Source organism: Shimia sp. MIT1388 (assembly GCF_047124445.1).
GTDB lineage: Bacteria > Pseudomonadota > Alphaproteobacteria > Rhodobacterales > Rhodobacteraceae > Shimia.
On record NZ_CP138921.1, the window covers coordinates 405460 to 426079 of the forward strand.

Below are 20620 nucleotides of genomic sequence, written 5' to 3' on the forward strand. Positions count from 1 at the left end.
CGGGGGCGCATCGACCTCTAGGGCCAGAAATTGCAGGTTTCACAGGCGGCTGTGTCGGAAAAATCGTTGAATTGAGCGGATTTCCACCAAGGGAGGGGGACAATTCGTTTCCGTTCTTCAGGTTTCTTCTTATAGTCAAGAAGATGCACGCGAAAAGACCTGCACGCCCTCAGGGAGATAGACACCGATGATCCGTTCGGAATTGATTCAGAAAATCGCAGACGAAAACCCACACCTCTACCAGCGCGACGTAGAGCGCATCGTGAACACGATCTTTGAAGAGATCACAGAAGCGATGAGCCGCGGCGACCGTGTTGAGTTGCGGGGCTTTGGCGCGTTCTCCGTCAAGCAGCGCGACGCCCGCGTTGGGCGCAACCCGCGCACTGGTGAATCGGTGGAAGTGGAAGAAAAGCATGTGCCGTTTTTCAAGACCGGCAAGCTTTTGCGGGATCGTTTGAACGGAAAGTAAGCTATGCGCTACATTCGCTATGCATTTCTCGGCGGCTTGGCTGTCGTGTTGATTGCGGTTGCTTTGGCAAACCGTGACATGGTCACTTTGACCTTGCTGCCCGCGGTGGCAGAAGAGTGGTTTGGCATCAATCACGCGGTACAAGTGCCGCTGTTTGCGGTGATCTTTGGCGCCATTGTGGTGGGCCTGATTGTGGGCTTTGTCTGGGAATGGCTGCGTGAGCACCGTCACCGGGCGGACAAGACCAAGGCCCAGAAAGAGCTGCACAAATCACAGCGTGAGGTGCGTCGTCTGAAAGGCCGCGAGGCGGAGAAGAAAGACGAGGTGCTGACGCTTTTGGAAGAGGCAAGCTGAGCGCTTTGCTTTGACCGGAAGGTCGGGTAGGTCCGGACCATGGATATTCGTGTCAAAATTTGCGGGCTGAAAGAGCCCGCCCATGTGGCTGCGGCGGCGGAAGCGGGCGCGGCCTATGTTGGTTTTGTCTTCTTTGAGAAGTCACCGCGTAACGTCGGCATCGCGCAGGCGCGGGACTTGGCTGTCGAGGCCCCTGTGGGCGTGGCTAAGGTTGCGCTGACCGTGAATGCGGATGATGCGTTTCTGGACAAACTGGTCGAGACCGTGCCGTTGGACATGTTGCAGCTTCATGGCAGCGAAAGCCCGGAGCGGGTGGCCGAGGTGCGCACGCGGTTTGGGCTACCGGTGATGAAGGCCATTGGCATTGCAGATGCCGAGGATGTGGCCAAGATCGATACCTATGGTGCGGTGGCGGATCAGTTGCTGGTGGATGCCAAGCCGCCGAAGAACTCAGCGCTGCCGGGCGGCAATGGGTTGTCGTTTGATTGGCGTCTGGTGAACCGCAAATATTGGCCGCGTCCCTGGATGCTGGCGGGCGGATTGACCGCCGACAATGTGGCCGAGGCGGTCAAGATGACTGGTGCGCGTCAATTGGACCTGTCTTCAGGTGTCGAAAGCGCGCCGGGGGTGAAGGACGTCGGCATGATCCGCACCTTTATGAAAGCGGTTCAGAACGCGCTGTGAGGCGCGGCGCGGATCGCGCAACCAGAGTTTGAGCAAAGCAAAGCGCCGCAGTTGCCGGCGCTTTTTTAATGCGCGGGCCTTGGCGCGGAAGATCTCGCGTTCCTTGGCGTAGCTGGACAGGGGCTGGGGCTCAGATGGGCGGCTGGGGAGGAGATAGAAGTTCATCAAGAAAACCTCACATTGGGATTGGGCTTGACCACATTGCCGGTTTTGAGCTTCCATTATTAGAGTGCCTAAATGAGAGTTTGATTTCAAAAATGGAACAATTGCCGCCGCTGGATGATTTGACCCTATTTGTGGATGTGGCCCGGGAAGGGGGCTTGGCCGGGGCGGCGCGGCGCACGGGCGGTACCGTGCCAACGATCAGCCGCAAGATGACGGCTTTGGAGCGGCAATTGGGGCGCAAGCTGTTTGAACGCGGGCCGCGTGGCTATGCGTTGACCGCCGAAGGGCGCGCGGTTCTTGAGCAGCTGCAGGACCTTAAAGACATTCAGGCGCGGCTGACCCGCAGTCTGGGGCATCCGGAAGCGGTGCGGGTGCGGGTGACGGCGGGGGCCTGGACGGCGTCTTATCTGGCACGGCGGCTGGGGGAGGTCTGGAACAAAGACGATCCTTGGCGGCTGGAGTTTGTGGAAAGCACACGCATGTTGGATATTGCGCGGCGGGATGCGGACATCGGCATCCGCAGCCGGAGACCGGATCAGCCGTGGTTGGCGGGGCGGCGCACGTCCAAAGTCGAGTTTGCGATTTACGCGGCTTCAGACGATGTGAGCGGTTTCATTGCGTTAAGTTCCGATCGTCCGCAGACGCCTTCTGTGCGCTGGCTGCGGGCGCAACATGGGGTCGATATTATGACCACCGCCAGTGAGGAGGGGACATTGATGGATCTTGCTCTGGCGGGTGTGGGGCGGGTGGTGATGCCGACGTTTGTGGCAGAGAATGTGCTGGGGTTGAAGCAGGTGGCACCGGTCATTCCTGAGCTGTCCCATGATGAGTGGCTGGTGTGCCATCACGAGGCACGCCACGATCCGCCTATTCGGGCGGCATTGGAAGCGGTGGCAACGCTTCTGACATCCAAGTCGCGGCCCCCTGCGTAGTCACAAAGTGCCCGCCGCGCAGGCAAGCCGCGCTTTGCGCTTGCGCATCCCACACGCGGCGTTTTAGGTACATGCGACGCAAGGGAGAGACGCATATGTCCAACGATCTTTTCAACAGCTTCATGACTGGCCCGGATGAAAACGGCCGGTTTGGCGATTTTGGTGGGCGGTTTGTCAGTGAAACGCTGATGCCGCTGATCCTTGATCTGGAAGCGGAATATGAAAAGGCCAAAGATGATCCGACTTTCTGGGCGGAGATGGACGATTTGTGGAAGCACTATGTGGGCCGTCCAAGCCCGCTCTATCATGCGGCGCGCATGACCGAAGAGCTGGGTGGCGCGAAGATTTACCTCAAGCGTGACGAGTTGAACCACACCGGCGCGCATAAGGTGAACAACGTGCTGGGCCAGATCATTCTGGCGCGGCGCATGGGCAAAACCCGGATCATCGCGGAAACCGGCGCGGGGCAGCACGGTGTGGCCACAGCCACCGTCTGTGCCAAATTCGGTCTCAAGTGTATCGTTTATATGGGCGCGCATGATGTGCAGCGTCAGGCGCCAAACGTGTTCCGGATGCGCCTGTTGGGCGCGGAAGTGGTGCCCGTGACCTCTGGCCGTGGCACGCTGAAAGACGCGATGAATGATGCGCTGCGCGATTGGGTGACCAACGTGCATGACACTTTCTACTGCATCGGCACGGCGGCAGGTCCGCACCCGTATCCAGCCATGGTGCGCGATTTCCAGTCGATCATCGGCAAAGAGGTGCGCTGGCAGCTGGCAGAGCAGGAAGGCGAAGGCCGTCTGCCGGATACTGTGATTGCGGCGATTGGCGGTGGGTCCAACGCGATTGGTCTGTTCTACCCGTTCCTCGACGAGAAATCCGTCAACATCATTGGGGTTGAGGCCGGTGGCCGCGGTGTGAATGATAAGATGGAGCATTGCGCGTCCCTGTCAGGTGGCCGTCCGGGTGTGCTGCATGGCAACCGCACCTATCTGTTGCAGGATGACGATGGTCAGATCCTTGAGGGCTACTCGATCTCTGCCGGTCTGGATTATCCAGGCATTGGGCCGGAGCACAGCTGGCTGAACGATATTGGCCGCGCGCAATATGTGTCGATCACGGACAAAGAGGCGCTGGAGGCGTTCCAGTTCTCTTGCTCGATGGAAGGCATCATTCCGGCGCTGGAACCAAGCCACGCGCTGGCGCATGTGATGAAGATCGCGCCGACTTTGCCGAAGGACCACATTCTGGTGATGAATATGTGTGGCCGTGGGGACAAAGACGTGCAGACCGTGGCGCGCCATCTGGGCTTTGACATGTCTGACACCGAAGGCCGCAGCGCGGACTAAGCTGTTACATAATCAGATTGATGAGAGCGCTCCAGTGGGGCGCTCTTTTTTGTTGGGCTAGGGCGCCTATACGAAAGTGCATTGGCGTGACCGGATGCACAGCGGTTTTTGGCGGGGATTTGGCCAGCATGGAGAGAGGGCGGCACGTGTCGCCAGATCAATTCGCCTTCTTATGAGAAAGGAAACTCCATGCCCAATTTGAACAATGCACAGTTGCAGCCGTCGATGATGTCCAGAGCGAAGCAGTTGGCAGAGCGTATTGTCGCCTCGATGCAGGCGCAGGGGTATCTGAATATTGAGTATATTCTGACCGAGCGGCAGCTAAAAATTGTGGCCAGTAAGACTGATGGAACGCCGCAGACTGCCTATGTCACACTGCCCAATCCGACGGTTCATTAGGGGTGACCATCGTTGGTGCGTGTCGGAGGAGGACATCATGTCGGTGAAGCGACGCCCTAGATTGCGATCCACATCCGAGGATGTGGGCAAAGCGCAGCTGCCGACAGTGGTTGCGCGGCCGGTGGAGCCCGAAGTTGTTGAGGTGATCTATTGCGAGTATCGGGTGCGGTTGCGCGGGGGCGCGGCGCTTGGTCAACAGGTGTTTGCAAAAACCGGGGCGGGCGGACCCTCGTTGAGGGATGAAAGTCACGTGAAGCCGGCGGTGCGGACCCGGCGATTTGTGCTGTGAGCGGCCTCTAAACCTAAGTTTAGGGGCCTAAACGCCGGGCTGACGTGGGTGGATTTAAACTTCGAGGCAATGGAGCGGCGGCGGCTGGGTTGGGATGCAGGACGGGCATCGCCGCAGGAGATCCTGGGGCCCCAACCGACAAAGGACATATGATGACCCGTCTGCTTTTGACCTCCACCGCCGTTGCGCTCGGCCTGTCGACCACCGCATTTGCGGATTCTTTCAAAAACCGCGTCGAGCGCTCGTTTGAACGTGAGGGCTATACCGATGTGACCGTGACCGTTGAAGACGGTGTCTTGACCGTGCGCTCCAACAAGGACGGCTTGTCGATCGAGAGCCTGTATAAGATCGCGGGCGAAGAGCTTTTGCGTCACGGCGTCTATGACGGCGAGGACGATGAGGAAGAAGACGACGATGATGATCATGAAGATGACGACGATCACGACGACGATGACGATCATGATGACGACGACGATGATGACGACGATGATGACGACGATGATGACGACGATGATGACGATGACGATGATGACGATCACGATGATGATCATGGTGACGACGAGGAAGAAGACGATCGCGACGAAGAAGATGAACGCGATGATGACCGTGACGAAGATGATGACGACGATGACGGCGAAGACGAAGATGAGGACGATGATGATGACAATGACGACGACGATGATGATGACGACGATGACGACGAAGATGAAGACGACGACTAAGGCTGCGCCCTTGGTTTTGATTGCGGCGTGATTGTCTTGGGGCTTCGTGCTAGAGCTTGCGAAGACCCCTCACCGCAACCCACCGGCGCTGACTTTGGTCGGCGCCGGTATTTGTTGGATTAAACGTATGAAAAAAATGGTCAAAACGATCCCCGTGCTTGCCGTGGCCAGCCTGTGTTTGGCGGCGCCTGTGCTTGCCGATGGGCGGGTGGATGCCATCACGCGACAGCTTGCCGATCAGGGCTTTGGCGAGATCAAGGTCTCACGGACGTTTCTGGGGCGGGTGCGGGTCGAGGCACTGCGGGAAGGGCGCGAGCGCGAGATTATTTTTAACCCGCGCACCGGAGAAATCCTGCGGGACTATTGGGATGTCGATTCCGAAGGCAACGGCGGCTGGTTGCTGGGTACCGATGCGCGGCGCGAAGAAGAGCGCGACACGCGCAGCCGGAACCGTCGGGAAGAGGATGACGAGCGCGATGAGGATGATCGCGACGAGGATGACGACGACGATGATGATCACGACGACGACGATGATGATCACGATGATGACGATCACGATGATGACGACCGCGGCGACGATGATGATAACGATGATGATCGCGGCGACGACGATGACGGCGACGATGACGACGACGATGACGACGACGATGATGACGATGACGATGATTGAGAGCAGCGGCGTTCCATCCCGTAAGGAGCAAACTGCGTGAACCGGCCGGTGCTACTATTTGCGCTGGTGGCGCTTCAGGGCGCCTGTGCGTTTTTCTTTGTTGCCGACATCACCCTGACCGTCATCGGCGCCCGGTCTGCGCCAATCAGTTGGCAGACGCGGGAGCTTTTGGAAGTGGGGGCCTCGCTGGGGCTTATTCTGGGCGTGGTGCTGGGCTGGCTGGCCTTGCGGCGGACCCTGGCACAGAAAGCGCAAGCTGAGGAAAGCCTGCGCAGTGTGCAGAGTGCGTTTCGCGAGCATCTGGAGGCGACGTTTGAGGCCTGGGCGCTGACCCCGGCGGAGCGGGATGTGGCGCTGTTCACCATCAAAGGCATGTCGATTCAGGAGATTGCGGGGTTGCGCAACACGTCGGAGGGCACGGTGAAGGCGCAGAGCAATGCGATTTATCGGAAATCCGGTGTGAGCGGCCGGGCGCAGCTGCTCAGTCTGTTTCTGGACGACCTGTTGGCAGAGGACGCCGAGGACTAGGTGGGGGAGCGGGGCAGCGGCTGCCCCGCGCGGTTTCAGGGCGGAAGGCTTCAGCTTTCCTGCAGAATGGTTTCAAATCCTTCAAATTCCGGGTGGCCCAGGATGGCACCTTTACTGCGGCTGTCGCCAGCGTTGCGGTGGGAGGCGCGGAACTGCTCGGACTTTGTCCAGGCCTCAAAATCCGCTTTGCTGTCCCAAAGCACGTGGCTGGAATAGAGGGTGTGACCTTCGCGCTCCGGGCCTTTGAGCAGACGGAATTCACGGAAGCCTTTGAGTTCTTTCAGGCGGCTTTCGCGGCTGCGCCAAACTTCTTCGAAGTCAGCCTCGCGGCCTTCGGCAATTTTGAAACGGTTCATGGCGATGTAGCTCATAGGGGACCTTTCTCTCAGGAATTGGGTGTGAGAGCTGGCTGACCCGTTGCTAGGCGGCTGGCAAAATCGGAGGCATATGGCGCGTGACGGCCGGAAAGGTCAACCAGTTTGGTTGACGTCATGTTGCTGAAGGACACGCAAAGGCACGATGTCGAGTGCACGCAGGTGGGTGGCCGCCAGGTTGACCTTTGGGGCGCAGCCTTCGTCATGCGCTTGCAAGAAACGTGCGGCGCAGAGGCACCAGGAGTCGCCCGGTTTGAGGCCTTTAAAGTTGAACTTAGGCTGCGGGGTGGAGAGGTCGTTGCCGACGTATTTTGAGTAGGCGAGAAACTCTGCGGTCATGACGGCGCAGACCGTGTGGCTGCCCTGATCTTCGGCGCAGGTGTTGCAGGCGCCGTCGCGGAAAAAGCCGGTCAGCGGATCGGTGGAGCAGGCGGCAAGCGTATCGCCGAGCACGTTTACGGAAGCGTCTTTTTCTACCATGCGCAGAGCTTTGCACAGCGGGCGGGCGGCAAGCAACGTTCAAGCGGTGATGACGGTGCGGAAAAACTTAAATGCTCATTCAGGTTTTGATTGACGGGCATGGCGTGCGTGGCGAAGCATGACGGCTATGAAACAGATTCTTGAACCCGCCCGCCAGATTGATGTGATCCATGAAACCGAGGTGCTGGTGGTCGGTTCCGGCCCCGGTGGGCTGTCGGCGGCGCTGGCAGCGGCGCGGGCGGGCGTGGAGGTTACGCTGGTAGAGCGGTTTGGCTGTTTTGGCGGCAATATCACCGTAGTCGGCGTGGAAGGCATGCATTGGTACCGCCATGAGCAGACCGTGGAGAGCATGGGCATTCCCAAAGAGTTTGAGGATGCTGCCAAAGAGGCGGGCGCGGCGGTGCCGGAGAGCCAATCGCTGAGCTACGAGATTGACAGTGAGGGCTTCAAGCTGGTGGCGGATCAGATGGTGGAGACGGCTGGTATTCATCCGATGCTGCACCGGGCGTTTGTGGCGCCGATCATGGAAGGGGATGAGATCAAAGGCATCATCACCGAGTCCAAGGCCGGGCGGGAAGCGATCCTGGCGAAAGTGGTGATTGATGCGACCGGGGATGCAGACATTGCCCATCGGGCGGGGGCACCTTGTCAGATGGCGCCACGCGAGGATCTGATGGCAGCCTCGGTGATGTTCCATCTCGCCGGTGTGGACAAGACCGCGTTCATGGAGGGCATCAAGGCCGATCCGCAGACCTACGCCGATTGGGGTGGCGGTGGAGAGTGGAACATCGAGACCTCCGGCAAAGAGGACGAGATGTTCTCGCCGTTTCTGCATAAGCCGTTTGCGCAAGCCATCAAGGCTGGACTGATCCCGCCACATCTGAACACGATTGCGGGCACCTGGGGCGCGATGCATGACAGTGGTGAGCTGACCTATATGAACCTCGTGCATCTGGCGGGGATTGATGGCACCGATCCGGACAGTCTGACGGCGGGCGAGATTGAGGGGCGCAAGCAGGCAATGCTGGCGATTGAGGCGCTCAAACGGTTCATGCCGGGGTGTGAGAATGCGCGGTTGAGGAATTTTGGGATGAGCCTAGGTATTCGGGATACGCGCAAGGTGGATACGGTCTACAGCATGACTGAGCTGGATGTGCGCGAGCAGGGGCGGTTTGAAGACAGCATCGGGATTTTCCCTGAGTTTATCGATGGCTACGGCATTCTGATCCTGCCCACTACTGGGCGGTACTTTGCAGTGCCGTATCGCAACCTGTTGCCGCAGGGCGTAAAGAACCTGCTGGTGTCTGGCCGTGCCACGGCGGGGCACAAGGTGGCCCATGCGGCGACGCGCAATATGGCGTGCTGTGCGGTGATTGGGCAGGGCGCTGGCGTGGCGGCGGCGTTGAGTGTGCAGCAAGGACGGGCGCTGGACGACCTCAACATTACGGATATTCAGGCTGAGTTGACCCGGCAGGGTGCGCGGGTGCATTGAGCGAGGAAGCTCACCTTCAAAACTCTCCTTTAACGACACAAAATCGCCTCATGCGTGTGTGATATTCGTCACCACCATTGAGGGTATTTTTCTGATGTTTAAGTTGTTGAAGTCCAAACCGTCCTTTTCGCGCGCCAAATCCAGCCCCTTGACCTGTTCGGAATGGCAGGGGGCGTCGCTAATGTTGACTGAACTTGCACGAATCTATGGCCGGGACTCCGCCGCTTGGGGCAACGACAAAACGCATTGGAATGGCCAGGTAGTGAACAAAGGGCTTTTGGGCGCTTTTGAGATGCTTGTTGAGCGACAGGCGGGCGGGCTTGCAATTGGTTTTATCGAGGCAAAAATTGCATTGGGACGCATCTCGACTATTAAACCGTTCGAGCAACCTCGGCCAATGATGCAATTCGGCGGCTTTGCAAATCAGTTTGTAACCCTACTGAAAGGCCATTCACAAAAGGGATCTGGCGGTTACGAAACCTCTGAGAAAGACATGGTACAGGTCTTCGCTGAACCCGCCTCGATTGTAGCGGATGGCAAGGATATCTATCTTTGGAGTAGGGTGTTTAACGATAGCTTTGCCGCTGGCGTGCCCAAGTCTGTCCGGGGGGCGGGCGTGCGGTTCCTGCGGGACGCCAAGTATTGGCAGGAGGTTGACACGCTCCACAAATCTGAGCTCGAAAATATTGACAAAGGCGCTGCTCAGTGGGCGCGCTTTCTGGAGCTTGCAGAGGATCAAACTTATGTTGCTCAAGTGATCGCGGCACAACGTAAAGAGCGCGCAGACTATTGTGAGGGCGTTCTGAAGTCTCTGAGCCCGGAGTTTCAGGCCCTGATTTCTGAGGCGAAGTTCACTGAGGATGTGTTTGACGCCGCTTTTGCGCCTGAGGCTTCCCGTGAGTTTCGTGGTACACTCCTTTTGGATTATCTGCGCATTTGTGATGCTGCTCAAGGGGTGGCTCAGGGAACCTCTGGGCATTGGCATACACCCGGACAACTTAGTTTGGACGTGAGTTGGTCATTCTCCCGCAAGCACAGCAGGTTTCAAAAAGAAAATCCCGCGATAAAAAATGAAGTTGCATTCACGCGGGCACAAGCGCGTGATGTGATTGACCTGTTGTTCAAGACCCGAAATTGGGGAGCTCGGTTTGTCACAAAGCCATTCCTGAATGCGCTGGCGCAGCCGTTGTCTGAATTGGATCAGGATGTTCTGGATCGAATAAAAGCCTCGGGCCTATATCGATCGATAGCCGATGTCTTGTTGGCGCCGTTTGATCAGGTGCAAGTCGATCAACCGACCGACGCGGAAATTATTGCACGCTCCTCGCGGGATCTCGCGCAACTCTGCGTTCGGTCAGCGCTACGCGATATGCAAATATGCCCCGGATGGGTACTGAAAGAAGACGTTGTCGTGTTGTCGCAGCCGTCAGGACGTCGGCGTCCGCATCAGCACACATTACACGAAATGCGCGGCAGCTTCTTTGAAACGAGTGCGCGTATTGGTGAGGCTGTCGTCCTTGGCAAGGCAATGGCTGCTGAGCGGGCAACTTTGCGTGAGGTGGAAACGCAGTGTCGGAAGGTTCTGGCTTTGATGACACCAGACCGCGTGGAGCGGATCACAGTCGATGAACGTCTGCAATCGCGGCTCGGAGCGGAAGGCTACCATGCTATTCTGCGATCACTTCAAGGCGACAGTGATGTGTCTGTTTGGCCAAACTATCTGAAGGAAAAAGGCAAGCAGCCCAAAGCGTCAACATTTGAGGAGATGGTGAAAGCCGAGGAGGCATTTCTCGTGCAGTTTACCTCGTTGCTCGATCACCTCGACGCCATCGCACCGTTCTGCGCGGAGGGCTTGGATCTCCAGCCTGGCGTTGGTGCGCAAAAGCCGACGCGAAAATGGTTGGCTTACGCGGATCCGTGGCTCACCGAAGAACGGTTGGCGCTCTTGTTGGCGCAGTTGCAGGACTATGAGTTGCCCGCCCCTGAGGTGTACGGATACCATTTTGACTATGAGATGAAGACCTACAGAGACTTGGAACAGTCGGTTCTACGCTATTGGGTGTGGGTATTGTCTCTACGTCCTCTTGAGCAGGTTGGCACAGTGTTGGAGCAACTCATTGTGCGAGGCAGCGAGAAAATACCGGGCATTGGTCCGAGATCGAAAAGGCTCGCATTTGCAGCGATTTGGGCTTTGGAGAACCATGGAGACCCGAAAGGGCGAGCGCACCTACAGGCGGCGCGGCAACATGTGACGTATAAGTCCTTTGGCGCGAGGCTTGATCGGGCCATTGGTGGCAATTAATGGGAAACCAGAATCGAAAAGGCCCGCCGGAGTGGCGGGCCTTTTTTGTTTCTGTTGATTAAGTTAGCCGCCTGCCGTTTCAGCAATTTCGCGGAAGAGGGCGATGTTGCCGTCGGTCACGCCGCTTTCCTTGAATTTACGGTCGGCGGAGTTCACTGCGATCACCACGCCATGCGGGCGGTTGATGTAGATGTATTGGCCGTAAACGCCGATGCCGAAGAATTCGCCGTCGCGCGGGTCTTTGGGCATCCACCATTGGTAGCCGTAGTGCAGATTGCCGTCTTTGGTGTTTGCGCTGGGCACGGTGGCGGCGGCGAGCCAGTTTGCGGGCACAACTTGCGCGCCGTTGTATACACCCTCCTGAAGGATCATCTGACCAAAGCGGGCGTAGTCGCGGGTTCGGATGTTCAGCCCGCCCAGCACAAAGGCCACGCCTTCGCCGTCGGTGACGTAGTAGGGGTCTTGTTCATAACCGAGTTTGGAGATGATTTTTTCAGACAGCAGGTCGGGGATGGAGCGGCCGGTGGCGCCCCGGATGACCATGCCCAACACATGGGTGTCGATGGAGACGTATTGGAACTGTTTGCCGGGCTCCACGAAGGTCTCAGTGAGGCCCGCAGCAAAACCGTCCATGGTGCCGCCCATGGCAAGGACGCGGCCCATGCGGTTGATATCGCTGTTGAAATCCAGGTAGTCCTCGTCAAAGGTCACACCGGAGGACATCTGCAACACGTTCAGAACGGTGGCGCCGTCATAGGCGGTGCCTTTGAGTAGCGGGGCGTAGGAAGTGACCTGTTCGTTGATGTCGATCAGGCCTTCGGCGACGACAATGCCCATCAGCGACGACAGGTAGGATTTGGCCACCGACCAGCTGATCCGCAGGTCTTCTGGGGCGGTGTCCTGATAGTAGCTTTCGTGCACTTTTTGGCCGTCTTTGAGTACCACCATGCCGGTCACGGCGCGCTCTTTTGTCCAGCTGTCAAAGCTGGCGGGCATGATCATGTCTGTGCCGTTGGGCAAAGCGCTGACCGCTGCGTCGCCTTTGGCGATCCCGGCGGAGAGGAAGAGCGTGTCCATGTTGGAGAAGTTGGAGACAATCTTCTCCTCGGAGAACAGCGAGTTCACTGCCAGTAGGCGGGTGATTTCTTCGCGTTTGAGTGCATAGACGGTCAGCGCGGCAAGGATCAGCATCAGAAGAATGCGGCCAAGCCATTTTCCAAAGGTGCGCATGTATGGGGTCCCCTCCCTAGTTTTGTTGGACGGAGTTGAGCATTAAGCGGCCGTGGGCGGCAACGGTGACGTTAGGGGAGTTTGGCGGGCGCTTGCCACTCCACCCAGCGGCCGTGGAAGTCGGCGCGACCCAAAGGGATCGTGTGGTTACCCGGCCAGAGGCGCAATTTGAGCGCGGCGCCGTGGGGGATGTCGTCTGCCTCGTAGGAGAGCCACGCTAACGGGGCGCTATCGGTTGCTTGGGATCCGGCGGCCTCCATCAAGGCGGTGCCGTGGCTTTGGCGCTCTGCAGGGAAGTATTGCCAAGCCACGGTGGAATAGACCATGTGCAACTCGTTGGCATTTGGTGCGGACAGGCGATGGTCCAGCCAAGAGATGGCGTCGTCTTGATCAAGTTCTGCAGTGTTGAGTGCGATGGCGGCTTGTGTGCGAAGCAAGCGCTCTTCCTGATCGGCCCAGAGATAACTTTGCAGGCGCAGGGCGTCTTTAGCGTCGGCGCTGTTGAACGGATTGAGGTCGACGCCACGGCGGTTTGAGATGGCTACGTTTGCCGTGGGCGGGAGCGGGCCGGTCCAATCGGGGGATAGGACCACTGTGCTGTGTGGGCCGTAACCGTCACCGACATTGAGGTGGAACTGATCAAACATCAGGTTCAGACCGGCGGAGGCGCCGAGTTCGGAAAGCTTGATGGGCAGGGTGAACCGGTCCGCCAGCAGATGCGCGGTGGCGATGAGGACAGCAGCGCGGCGCACCTCGTTGGTTTGTGGCGCGTGGGTGATCCAGTTGGTGAGAAAGGCGTCGTGGGTGCGCAGCGCGGTCAGGACGGCGGTTTGCAGGTCGGCATCATCGTTTTTGTGGGGCGGGTAGACGGCGGTGAGGTCCGGGTCTTTGCCTTGCAGAACCAGAGCGTGCAAGCCGCCCGCGATGCGCAGCGGCAGGCTGTGGCCTTTTGGACTGATGTCGCCCTCAAACGTGGCACATTTGGCAGCGAGGGCCGTGTCCTCAGGCCAATGCGTCGCGAGCAGACGCAGCAGGCGGCCCATAAACGGGCTGTCGAGCGCTTCGCAACTCTCGGCTTGCGACAAAAATGCAGCCTGCAGTGCGCTCACGAGAATTTATCCATGAGTTTTTGCAGAGGGCTGCGGCTGTCCTCGGCGGGTTCCGGCGCAGGGGCGGGCTTTGACTTAGAAGTGCCAGCCTTGGTTTCTTGCGTGGCTTTGGCGTTTGGATTGGCCTTGCCGGTCGAGGGGCGCGGTGGGTTGAGGCGCATGGCGACCGCGTTGGAGAACTTGGCGGTGTCGCCAGCCGCGAGATGGGCAGCGCCGTCAGAAATGCCGCGCAGCATATCATCAAGCCAATCCTGATCCATCTTGTGAAAATCATGCAGCACGTAGCGGCTGACCAGATCTTTTTGCCCCGGATGGCCAATGCCCATGCGCACGCGACCGTAGGCCTCGCCAATGTGCTGGTGGATGGAACGCAGACCGTTGTGACCGGCGTGACCGCCGCCCATCTTGTACTTCAGCTTGCCGGGTTTCAGGTCCAACTCGTCATGAAACACCACAACATCGGCTGGGGTGAGCTTGTAAAAGCGCATGGCTTCGCCAACGGATTGCCCAGACAGGTTCATAAAGGTTTCGGGCTTGAGCAAGAGCACCTTTTCGCTGCCCAAACGGCCTTCGGTGAGCGCGCCCTGAAATTTGCCTTTGAAGGGCGCAAAACCGTGATCGGAGGCAATCTGATCCATCGCCATAAAGCCGATGTTGTGGCGGTTCTGCGCGTATTTGGAGCCCGGATTGCCAAGGCCAACAAAGAGTTTCATGAGGTCTGCTCGCGTAAGTTTCTGCGGCGCAATATAGCTTTGCTGCTGGGGAGAGGCAAATCACTCGGCTGGCGTGGCCTTCTCGCCTTGGCAGCGGGTGAGGTGGTCTGTGTCGTGCAGTGTGAGTTTGCGCGAGGCAGTGAAATCCTGGCGCACGTGGTCCCACCAGGCGCCGAGGTAGCTGCGCTCCGCCTCAGCGTGAAACACCTCCGGTGCGGTGCGGCGCAGGGTCGGCAGGCGGGTCCAAGGCACGTTGGGGAAGGAATGGTGCTCGTTGTGGTAGCCGGTGTTGAACAGCAGCCAGTTGATAGGGCCGTAGGTGGAACGCGTTGGGTTCACGTCGTCATCGCCGGGATGTTCGGTGAGCGATTGGCCGAGGTTGGAGATGCCCAATTTGCCAAGGAAGAAGGAGAGCGACCAGAGGTGGTAGAGCAGGGCCCACGGACCCAGCAATACGAGCATAGTGATGTTGGAGAGCGCGGAGACCACGATGTAGGGGCGCATTTCGGTGGAGGTGGCAGAGGTGCCGGTGAAACGCGGCTGTGGGTCGCGCACGGGGCGGCCGGAGGCTTTGGCGTAGAGCGGTGGCAGGATTTTGTCAGCGATGAAGATGGAGCCAAGTGGCAGGGCGTGCAGGACTAGTGTCAGCGCGGTGAGTAGTTTTTGCAGCACGGGATGGGTGCGACCAATGGCAAAGCGAGCTTGCAGGGCGCAGAGGTCCTCATGCTCATAGTCGTTGTCGTAGTCGCCGACAAAGGGGTGGTGGCTGGTGACGTGCTGGTGTTGGTAGGTGAGCTGTTTGCCGTAGGAGGTCAGGATGAACTCCAGCCCAAGGTCAAAGGCAAGCTTGGGCGCCGGGTCGCGGAACACCAATTTGTGGCAGGTTTCGTGAATGAGGCTCGCGGCGGAGTGGTACACCAACTGCCCGATCAGAAAAGCGGTGAGGCCAATCACCCAGATGGATTGACCGGACACCAGCCAGGCGATGCTCCAATGCACTGCCAGCAACACCGGCAAGGCCAGGGTTGTGAGCGGTTGTGTGCCGGACAGTGCCGCCAACTCGGGATGTGCTGCAAGCGCTTCCTTGCGCATCTCGTTGTGGCGGCGGGACTGGGGTGAAATGCTTTTCGGGCGCGTGGGCTGGGCTTGGGTGGTCATCGCAAAAATAAGCTCACAAAAATCGATGCCTTACCCTGACGCGGCCCAAAGGTGGGGTCAATGACAGGGCTTCATTTGGCTGTAAATATCCCGGGGAAGGCGCATTGAAAATGCGCCTGGGGCAGCGCCCCTCAGGCTCAAGGCATCGCCTTGAGCCTCCTTGTGTGCCGGGCAGCTGTCCAGCAGAGTCGTTGTGCGGTTTTCCGCACAAGTCCCAAAAGCGCTGTGCGGGAAATCGCACGGGTGATGGTTTTACGCGCCGGGTGGTCTACCAAGTTTCCGGTATAACCATCTGCAAAGAAACAAAATAACCGAGAGATAAGCGCAAAGATAAAGAAACTGTTGAGCGGGCTTTCGCCGACAGTCACAGTTTTGTCATCGCACGCTTTAGGGGCGTGAGGAGGACATCGGACAAATTCTGGGAGGAAACCGATATGAAATTTCTGACAACTGCCGCCACCGCGCTGGCGCTGACTGTGACCGGTGCGAGCTTTGCCTCTGCCGCTTGTGACGACGGCGAGATCGTTGTGAAGTTCAGCCACGTGACCAACACCGACAAGCACCCAAAAGGGATTGCTGCGTCGCTGCTGGAAAAGCGCGTGAACGAAGAAATGAACGGCAAGATGTGCATGGAGGTTTTCCCGAACTCCACGCTCTATAACGACAACAAAGTTCTGGAAGCGATGCTGCAGGGCGACGTTCAACTGGCCGCGCCTTCGCTGTCCAAGTTTGAAAAGTTCACCAAACAGTTCCGCCTGTTTGACTTGCCATTCATGTTCAAAGACGTGGCTGCAGTGGACGCATTCCAGGCGTCTGACAACGGTCAAGCGATGCTGGACAGCATGCAGCGCCGCGGCCTGCAGGGTCTGGGCTACTGGCACAACGGCATGAAGCAGATGTCTGCAAACGTGCCACTGAACGTGCCTTCGGATGCCAACGGCCTGAAGTTCCGCGTACAGTCCTCTGACGTGCTGGTTGCACAGATGGAAGCCATGGGTGGCTCCCCACAGAAGATGGCCTTCTCCGAAGTTTACGGCGCACTGCAGCAGGGCGTTGTGGACGGTCAGGAAAACACCTGGTCCAACATCTACGGCAAGAAGTTCTTCGAAGTGCAGGACGGCGTGACCGAAACCAACCACGGCATTCTGGACTATCTGGTTGTGGCCTCGGTGGACTGGCTCGACAGCCTGCCAGCGGATGTGCGTGAAGAATTCCTGACCATCTTCAACGAAGTGACCGCCACCCGGAACGCAGAATCCTATGCGGTGAACCAGGCGGCAAAACAGTCCATCATCGACGCCGGTGGCACCATCCGTACTCTGGACGCGGCACAGCGTGAAGAGTGGGTGAACACCATGAAGCCGGTTTGGGAGAAGTTCTCCGACGACGTTGGTCAAGAGAACATCGACGCGGCGCAGGCGATCAACGCCTCCATGTAAGTCTCTGACTTAATTGAAAATAACAGAGCGGGCGGGCCGCAAATGGCCCGCCCGTTTTGCAAACAAAAACACTCACGGGACGCGGGACAATGCAAACCAAGCATACCTTTGTGGACCGGATTGAAGAAACGCTGATCGCGTTTTTTCTGGGCATGATGACATTGATTACCTTTGCCAATGTGATTGCCCGGTTCGGTTTTAACTCCAACATTCTATGGGCCTTGGAAGCGACCGTCTTCCTGTTTGCCTGGCTGGTGCTTCTGGGCGCCTCTTATGCGGTCAAAAAACATGCCCATCTGGGCGTGGATGTGATCATCAATATGGTGAGCCCGGCGGTGGCGCGCATCATTGGCCTGATCGCGGCGGCCGCCTGTTTGGCCTATGCGGTGCTGATGCTGAAAGGCGCCTATGATTACTGGGCGGTTTTTGCAGACCTGCCGCCAACCTCCGGCCGCTGGTTCCCTACCGGTTTTGCCGAGAAGTTCCGCAGCCAGTCCTTCTATGAGGTGCAGGATGTGCCGATGATTGGCATGTTCCAGTTTCTTGAGGACCTGATCAACTACGGCGACGAATACGAAAAGCTGCCCAAAGTGGTGCCTTATATCGTGCTGCCAATCGGGATGCTGCTGCTGACCTACCGCTTCTTCCAAGCAACCATGCAGATTTTCCGTGGTCAGACTGACCGCCTGGTGGCAAGCCATGAGGTGGAAGACGAAATTGAAGAAGTGCGTGCACTTCAAGGGGAGCACGACTGATGGAAGTTGTTCTACTATTCTCCATGGTCATTGGCCTTCTGTTGATCGGCGTGCCGATCGCGGTGTCCCTTGGCCTCAGCTCAATCCTGTTCCTGCTGTTCTTCTCGGATGCCACATTGGCCTCTGTGGCAGGCACACTGTTTGAAGCCTTTGAGGGCCACTTCACCCTGTTGGCGATCCCGTTCTTCATTCTTGCGTCGTCTTTCATGACCACCGGTGGTGTGGCGCGTCGGATCATTCGCTTCTCCATCGCCTGTGTCGGCCACTTGCCCGGCGGTTTGGCGATTGCAGGTGTGTTTGCCTGTATGATGTTTGCGGCGCTGTCCGGCTCCTCGCCGGCGACGGTTGTGGCCATCGGTTCCATCGTGATCGCAGGCATGCGTCAAGTGGGCTACTCCAAGGAGTTTGCTGCCGGTGTGATCTGTAACGCGGGCACATTGGGCATCCTGATCCCGCCGTCCATCGTGATGGTGGTCTATGCGGCGGCTGTGGAAGTCTCCGTGGGACGGATGTTCCTTGCAGGTGTGATCCCGGGCCTGATGGCTGGTCTGATGCTGATGATCACCATCTACGTGATGGCGAAAGTCAAAAACCTGCCAAAAGGTGACTGGCTGGGCTGGGGGGAGATCTTTGCCTCCGGTCGCGACGCGGCCTTTGGCCTGTTCCTGATCGTGATCATTCTCGGCGGCATCTACGGTGGTGTGTTCACGCCAACCGAGGCGGCGGCAGTTGCTGCGGTCTATGCCTTCCTGATTGCCTGTTTTGTCTACAAGGACATGGGACCATTGGCGGCGGAGAACAATGGCGGCCAGAAAGTTTCGCTGTTCAAAAAGCCTTACGCATTGCTCACGGCCTTTGTGCATGGCGACACCAAACACACATTGTTTGAAGCGGGTAAGTTGACCATCACATTGCTCTTCGTGATCGCCAACGCGCTGATCCTGAAGCATGTTCTGACCGAGCAGCAGGTGCCGCAGCAGATTGCGGGTGCGATGCTGGACGCGGGCTTTGGTCCGGTGATGTTCCTGATTGTGGTGAACGTGATCCTGCTGATTGGTGGGCAATTCATGGAGCCGTCGGGTTTGCTGGTGATTGTTGCGCCGCTGGTGTTCCCGATTGCCATTGAGCTGGGCATCGATCCCATCCACCTGGGCATCATTATGGTGGTGAACATGGAGATCGGGATGATCACCCCGCCGGTTGGTCTCAACCTGTTTGTGACTTCGGGTGTGGCCGGGATGCCGATGATGTCTGTGGTGAAAGCGGCGCTGCCGTTCCTTGCAGTGCTCTTCGTCTTCCTGATTATGGTGACCTATATTCCGTGGATTTCGACATTCTTGCCGAACACCTTTATGGGGCCGGAAATCATAACCAAGTAGCGCCGGTGAGTAAGTGGTGCGCGACCGCGCACTCTTGTTCAGATGAGATGAGAGGCGACGCTCCATTTGGGGCGTCGTTTCTTTTTGCGGCGGTTGGAAAGAAGAAATTGCTGAGAAGCGGTTCAGGGGCAGGTCTGCCCTGAACGCGCCTTGTCCAGTGTCTGGTTTGAGCGGCCCGCGTCAAGGCCATGCCGCTGCGCGGGCGCTGCTGCGCGCCTTGACCCGGGCCTCTCAAACGGTGGTGGGCTTAGGTGCGTAAAGCGATGTAGCCGCAGCTGGTGCGGCTGGGCGGGCCTTTGGAAAAGGTCACGGTTTGGATGTTGGTGAAGCCTGTGGCGGTCAGCATGCTGTGCACGTCTGAGGGCGTGAAGGCTTTGTGGCCCCAGCGCCAGCGCACTAGAGCGGTGCACCAATGCGGTTTGCTTACTGACAAGGCGATTTGGCCGCCTTTGCGAAGGCGGCTGGCAAACCAACTTAGGCCGTCCTGCGGTGTGTCGAGGTGCTCGATCACGTGGGCAGAGAGCAGCAGGTCGCAAGTGTTTTGCGGGATCGCTTCGCTGCCAAGAATGTCCTGGTGAAAAGCCGTGTTTGGGATGGCAGAGAAGTTGGCACGGGCCTGAGAGAGCATCTCCTCAGAGCTGTCTAGCATGTGCAGTGTCTTGTGGCGCTGATCGGTCTTGAGCCAGGCCTGAGCCAGCGCGCCGGTGCCACAGCCTGCATCCAACACTGTTGGCGCGGATGTGGTTGTAGGCAGCGCCGCCATGAGTTCGTCATAGGCATCGGGGTAGCCAAGGCGCGTGATGTCGCCGTGCCAGCGGTGGGAAAACTGGGCATACAGAGACGAGAGTGGCGCCTTGGCCATAGGATCAGCTTGCGTCGAGCGCGGTGATGATGGCGCCGAAGTCGCTGGCTTTCAGGCTGGCGCCACCGACCAGCGCACCATCCACGTTGGACACCGCGAAGATCTCTTCGGCGTTGGCGGGTTTTACAGAACCGCCGTAAAGCAGAGGCACAGTGCGGCCAACGCCTTCGCCAAAACGACGCTCCAGACGCATGCGCATGAAGTCGTGTACCTCGCCGATCTGGCTCATGGTGGGGACCTTGCCGGTGCCAATAGCCCAGATCGGCTCATAAGCCACCACGAGGTTTTCGCCGGTGGCGCCGTCGGGGATTGAGCCTGCCAACTGCCCGCCAATGATGTCCAGCGTGTTGTCGGCTTCGCGCTCTGACAGGCTCTCGCCGACGCAGATCACGGTCACAAGGCCCGCATCCCAGGCGGCTTTGGCTTTGTTGCGCACGTCTTCGTCGCGCTCGCTATGGTCTTCGCGGCGCTCGGAGTGGCCGAGGATGACGTGGGAGGCACCGGCGTCTTTCAGCATGTCCGCGGCGATGTCTCCAGTGTGGGCGCCGTTGGCGTTGGCGTGGCAGTCCTGTCCGCCGATGGCGACCGAACCCGCCACGTCTTTGGCGCGCGAGATCAGGGTGGCAGGGGGGCAGATCAGGACGTCAGTGGTGTCAGACGTGGCCAGTGTGGCCAAGGCCTCTAGCTCCGCCAGTGCGGCGGCGGTGCCGTTCATTTTCCAATTGCCTGCTGCCAGCTTGCGTCGCATGACGTGCCCCTTTTCTCA

General features: G+C 58.5%; 23 protein-coding genes. 15 read left to right on the top strand and 8 right to left on the bottom strand.

What is annotated here, in order from left to right:
- Nucleotides 1-187: 187 nt before the first annotated feature.
- From ihfB to SIB92_RS02000, 10 genes are all read left to right on the top strand, one after another.
- Entirely contained in the window at nucleotides 188-469 is a 282-nt protein-coding gene (gene ihfB, locus SIB92_RS01955; RefSeq protein WP_294113766.1) for an integration host factor subunit beta, read from the top strand.
- Between the two features lie 3 nt (nucleotides 470-472).
- Nucleotides 473-823: a lipopolysaccharide assembly protein LapA domain-containing protein gene (locus SIB92_RS01960; RefSeq protein WP_412554241.1), complete on the top strand. Its 351-nt coding sequence runs from the start codon at nucleotides 473-475 to the stop codon at nucleotides 821-823.
- Between the two features lie 39 nt (nucleotides 824-862).
- Entirely contained in the window at nucleotides 863-1507 is a 645-nt protein-coding gene (locus tag SIB92_RS01965) for a phosphoribosylanthranilate isomerase (RefSeq protein WP_412554242.1), read from the top strand.
- Nucleotides 1508-1764: 257 nt separating this feature from the next.
- A complete protein-coding gene (locus SIB92_RS01970; protein WP_412554243.1) occupies nucleotides 1765-2604 on the top strand; it encodes a LysR family transcriptional regulator in 840 nt (279 codons plus the stop codon).
- A 95-nt stretch (nucleotides 2605-2699) separates the two neighbouring features.
- Nucleotides 2700-3953, top strand: a complete 1254-nt coding sequence (gene trpB / locus SIB92_RS01975) for a tryptophan synthase subunit beta (RefSeq protein WP_412554244.1) — start codon at nucleotides 2700-2702, stop codon at nucleotides 3951-3953.
- A 228-nt stretch (nucleotides 3954-4181) separates the two neighbouring features.
- Nucleotides 4182-4352 (top strand): hypothetical protein, encoded by a 171-nt coding sequence (locus tag SIB92_RS01980; protein WP_412554245.1) that lies wholly within the window; start codon nucleotides 4182-4184, stop codon nucleotides 4350-4352.
- 61 nt (nucleotides 4353-4413) lie between these two features.
- Nucleotides 4414-4641, top strand: a complete 228-nt coding sequence (locus SIB92_RS01985; protein ID WP_412554246.1) for a hypothetical protein — start codon at nucleotides 4414-4416, stop codon at nucleotides 4639-4641.
- Nucleotides 4642-4793: 152 nt separating this feature from the next.
- The gene (locus SIB92_RS01990) at nucleotides 4794-5363 is read left to right on the top strand and encodes a PepSY domain-containing protein (RefSeq protein ID WP_412554247.1); all 570 of its coding nucleotides are present in this window, start codon (nucleotides 4794-4796) and stop codon (nucleotides 5361-5363) included.
- Nucleotides 5364-5490: 127 nt separating this feature from the next.
- On the top strand, nucleotides 5491-6033 hold the full coding sequence (locus SIB92_RS01995) for a hypothetical protein (RefSeq protein WP_412554248.1): 543 nt from the start codon (nucleotides 5491-5493) through the stop codon (nucleotides 6031-6033).
- Between the two features lie 36 nt (nucleotides 6034-6069).
- Nucleotides 6070-6561, top strand: coding sequence for a helix-turn-helix transcriptional regulator (locus SIB92_RS02000; RefSeq protein WP_294113750.1), 492 nt, complete (start codon nucleotides 6070-6072; stop codon nucleotides 6559-6561).
- A gap of 50 nt (nucleotides 6562-6611) precedes the next feature.
- Here the strand turns inward: SIB92_RS02000 and SIB92_RS02005 are convergent, their stop codons facing one another.
- On the bottom strand, nucleotides 6612-6932 hold the full coding sequence (locus SIB92_RS02005; protein WP_412554249.1) for an antibiotic biosynthesis monooxygenase family protein: 321 nt from the start codon (nucleotides 6930-6932) through the stop codon (nucleotides 6612-6614).
- A gap of 99 nt (nucleotides 6933-7031) precedes the next feature.
- The gene (locus tag SIB92_RS02010) at nucleotides 7032-7415 is read right to left on the bottom strand and encodes a DUF2237 family protein (protein WP_412554250.1); all 384 of its coding nucleotides are present in this window, start codon (nucleotides 7413-7415) and stop codon (nucleotides 7032-7034) included.
- A gap of 127 nt (nucleotides 7416-7542) precedes the next feature.
- Between SIB92_RS02010 and SIB92_RS02015 the strand changes: the two genes are divergently transcribed.
- Both SIB92_RS02015 and SIB92_RS02020 read left to right on the top strand, forming a co-directional pair.
- Nucleotides 7543-8907: an FAD-dependent oxidoreductase gene (locus SIB92_RS02015; protein WP_412554251.1), complete on the top strand. Its 1365-nt coding sequence runs from the start codon at nucleotides 7543-7545 to the stop codon at nucleotides 8905-8907.
- A gap of 181 nt (nucleotides 8908-9088) precedes the next feature.
- Complete coding sequence (locus SIB92_RS02020) at nucleotides 9089-11209, top strand: hypothetical protein (protein ID WP_412554252.1); 2121 nt, start codon at nucleotides 9089-9091, stop codon at nucleotides 11207-11209.
- Between the two features lie 63 nt (nucleotides 11210-11272).
- On the opposite strand, the gene SIB92_RS02025 is transcribed toward SIB92_RS02020, so the two are convergent.
- From SIB92_RS02025 to SIB92_RS02040, 4 genes are all read right to left on the bottom strand, one after another.
- Nucleotides 11273-12439, bottom strand: coding sequence for a serine hydrolase domain-containing protein (locus SIB92_RS02025; protein WP_412554253.1), 1167 nt, complete (start codon nucleotides 12437-12439; stop codon nucleotides 11273-11275).
- A gap of 71 nt (nucleotides 12440-12510) precedes the next feature.
- The gene (locus tag SIB92_RS02030) at nucleotides 12511-13548 is read right to left on the bottom strand and encodes a DUF2332 domain-containing protein (RefSeq protein WP_412554254.1); all 1038 of its coding nucleotides are present in this window, start codon (nucleotides 13546-13548) and stop codon (nucleotides 12511-12513) included.
- On the bottom strand, nucleotides 13545-14261 hold the full coding sequence (gene pth, locus SIB92_RS02035; protein WP_412554255.1) for an aminoacyl-tRNA hydrolase: 717 nt from the start codon (nucleotides 14259-14261) through the stop codon (nucleotides 13545-13547). Before pth ends, SIB92_RS02030 begins: the two co-directional genes overlap by 4 nt.
- A 60-nt stretch (nucleotides 14262-14321) precedes the next feature.
- Nucleotides 14322-15353: a fatty acid desaturase gene (locus tag SIB92_RS02040; protein WP_412554256.1), complete on the bottom strand. Its 1032-nt coding sequence runs from the start codon at nucleotides 15351-15353 to the stop codon at nucleotides 14322-14324.
- A gap of 500 nt (nucleotides 15354-15853) precedes the next feature.
- On the opposite strand from SIB92_RS02040, the gene SIB92_RS02045 reads away from it, so the two are divergent.
- From SIB92_RS02045 to SIB92_RS02055, 3 genes are all read left to right on the top strand, one after another.
- Nucleotides 15854-16858 carry a DctP family TRAP transporter solute-binding subunit gene (locus SIB92_RS02045; RefSeq protein ID WP_412554257.1) on the top strand — a complete coding sequence of 335 codons (1005 nt, stop codon included), beginning with the start codon at nucleotides 15854-15856 and terminating at the stop codon, nucleotides 16856-16858.
- Between the two features lie 89 nt (nucleotides 16859-16947).
- Nucleotides 16948-17613, top strand: coding sequence for a TRAP transporter small permease (locus SIB92_RS02050; protein WP_294113732.1), 666 nt, complete (start codon nucleotides 16948-16950; stop codon nucleotides 17611-17613).
- The gene (locus SIB92_RS02055) at nucleotides 17613-18992 is read left to right on the top strand and encodes a TRAP transporter large permease (protein ID WP_412554258.1); all 1380 of its coding nucleotides are present in this window, start codon (nucleotides 17613-17615) and stop codon (nucleotides 18990-18992) included. The genes SIB92_RS02050 and SIB92_RS02055 overlap by 1 nt, the downstream gene beginning before the upstream one ends.
- A gap of 247 nt (nucleotides 18993-19239) precedes the next feature.
- On the opposite strand, the gene SIB92_RS02060 is transcribed toward SIB92_RS02055, so the two are convergent.
- Both SIB92_RS02060 and tpiA read right to left on the bottom strand, forming a co-directional pair.
- The gene (locus tag SIB92_RS02060; protein ID WP_412554259.1) at nucleotides 19240-19854 is read right to left on the bottom strand and encodes a class I SAM-dependent DNA methyltransferase; all 615 of its coding nucleotides are present in this window, start codon (nucleotides 19852-19854) and stop codon (nucleotides 19240-19242) included.
- A 4-nt stretch (nucleotides 19855-19858) separates the two neighbouring features.
- On the bottom strand, nucleotides 19859-20602 hold the full coding sequence (gene tpiA / locus SIB92_RS02065; RefSeq protein WP_412554260.1) for a triose-phosphate isomerase: 744 nt from the start codon (nucleotides 20600-20602) through the stop codon (nucleotides 19859-19861).
- Nucleotides 20603-20620: the final 18 nt, after the last annotated feature.

Excerpts from the sequence above, each read along its gene's own strand:
- ihfB (WP_294113766.1), top strand. The coding sequence starts at position 188 with ATGATCCGTTCGGAATTGATTCAGAAAATCGCAGACGAAAACCCACAC.
- SIB92_RS01960 (WP_412554241.1), top strand. The coding sequence starts at position 473 with ATGCGCTACATTCGCTATGCATTTCTCGGCGGCTTGGCTGTCGTGTTG.
- SIB92_RS01965 (WP_412554242.1), top strand. The coding sequence starts at position 863 with ATGGATATTCGTGTCAAAATTTGCGGGCTGAAAGAGCCCGCCCATGTG.
- SIB92_RS01970 (WP_412554243.1), top strand. The coding sequence starts at position 1,765 with ATGGAACAATTGCCGCCGCTGGATGATTTGACCCTATTTGTGGATGTG.
- trpB (WP_412554244.1), top strand. The coding sequence starts at position 2,700 with ATGTCCAACGATCTTTTCAACAGCTTCATGACTGGCCCGGATGAAAAC.
- SIB92_RS01980 (WP_412554245.1), top strand. The coding sequence starts at position 4,182 with ATGTCCAGAGCGAAGCAGTTGGCAGAGCGTATTGTCGCCTCGATGCAG.
- SIB92_RS01990 (WP_412554247.1), top strand. The coding sequence starts at position 4,794 with ATGACCCGTCTGCTTTTGACCTCCACCGCCGTTGCGCTCGGCCTGTCG.
- SIB92_RS01995 (WP_412554248.1), top strand. The coding sequence starts at position 5,491 with ATGAAAAAAATGGTCAAAACGATCCCCGTGCTTGCCGTGGCCAGCCTG.
- SIB92_RS02005 (WP_412554249.1), bottom strand. The coding sequence starts at position 6,932 with ATGAGCTACATCGCCATGAACCGTTTCAAAATTGCCGAAGGCCGCGAG.
- SIB92_RS02010 (WP_412554250.1), bottom strand. The coding sequence starts at position 7,415 with ATGGTAGAAAAAGACGCTTCCGTAAACGTGCTCGGCGATACGCTTGCC.
- SIB92_RS02015 (WP_412554251.1), top strand. The coding sequence starts at position 7,543 with ATGAAACAGATTCTTGAACCCGCCCGCCAGATTGATGTGATCCATGAA.
- SIB92_RS02020 (WP_412554252.1), top strand. The coding sequence starts at position 9,089 with ATGTTGACTGAACTTGCACGAATCTATGGCCGGGACTCCGCCGCTTGG.
- SIB92_RS02025 (WP_412554253.1), bottom strand. The coding sequence starts at position 12,439 with ATGCGCACCTTTGGAAAATGGCTTGGCCGCATTCTTCTGATGCTGATC.
- pth (WP_412554255.1), bottom strand. The coding sequence starts at position 14,261 with ATGAAACTCTTTGTTGGCCTTGGCAATCCGGGCTCCAAATACGCGCAG.
- SIB92_RS02040 (WP_412554256.1), bottom strand. The coding sequence starts at position 15,353 with ATGCGCAAGGAAGCGCTTGCAGCACATCCCGAGTTGGCGGCACTGTCC.
- SIB92_RS02045 (WP_412554257.1), top strand. The coding sequence starts at position 15,854 with ATGAAATTTCTGACAACTGCCGCCACCGCGCTGGCGCTGACTGTGACC.
- SIB92_RS02050 (WP_294113732.1), top strand. The coding sequence starts at position 16,948 with ATGCAAACCAAGCATACCTTTGTGGACCGGATTGAAGAAACGCTGATC.
- SIB92_RS02055 (WP_412554258.1), top strand. The coding sequence starts at position 17,613 with ATGGAAGTTGTTCTACTATTCTCCATGGTCATTGGCCTTCTGTTGATC.
- SIB92_RS02060 (WP_412554259.1), bottom strand. The coding sequence starts at position 19,854 with ATGGCCAAGGCGCCACTCTCGTCTCTGTATGCCCAGTTTTCCCACCGC.
- tpiA (WP_412554260.1), bottom strand. The coding sequence starts at position 20,602 with ATGCGACGCAAGCTGGCAGCAGGCAATTGGAAAATGAACGGCACCGCC.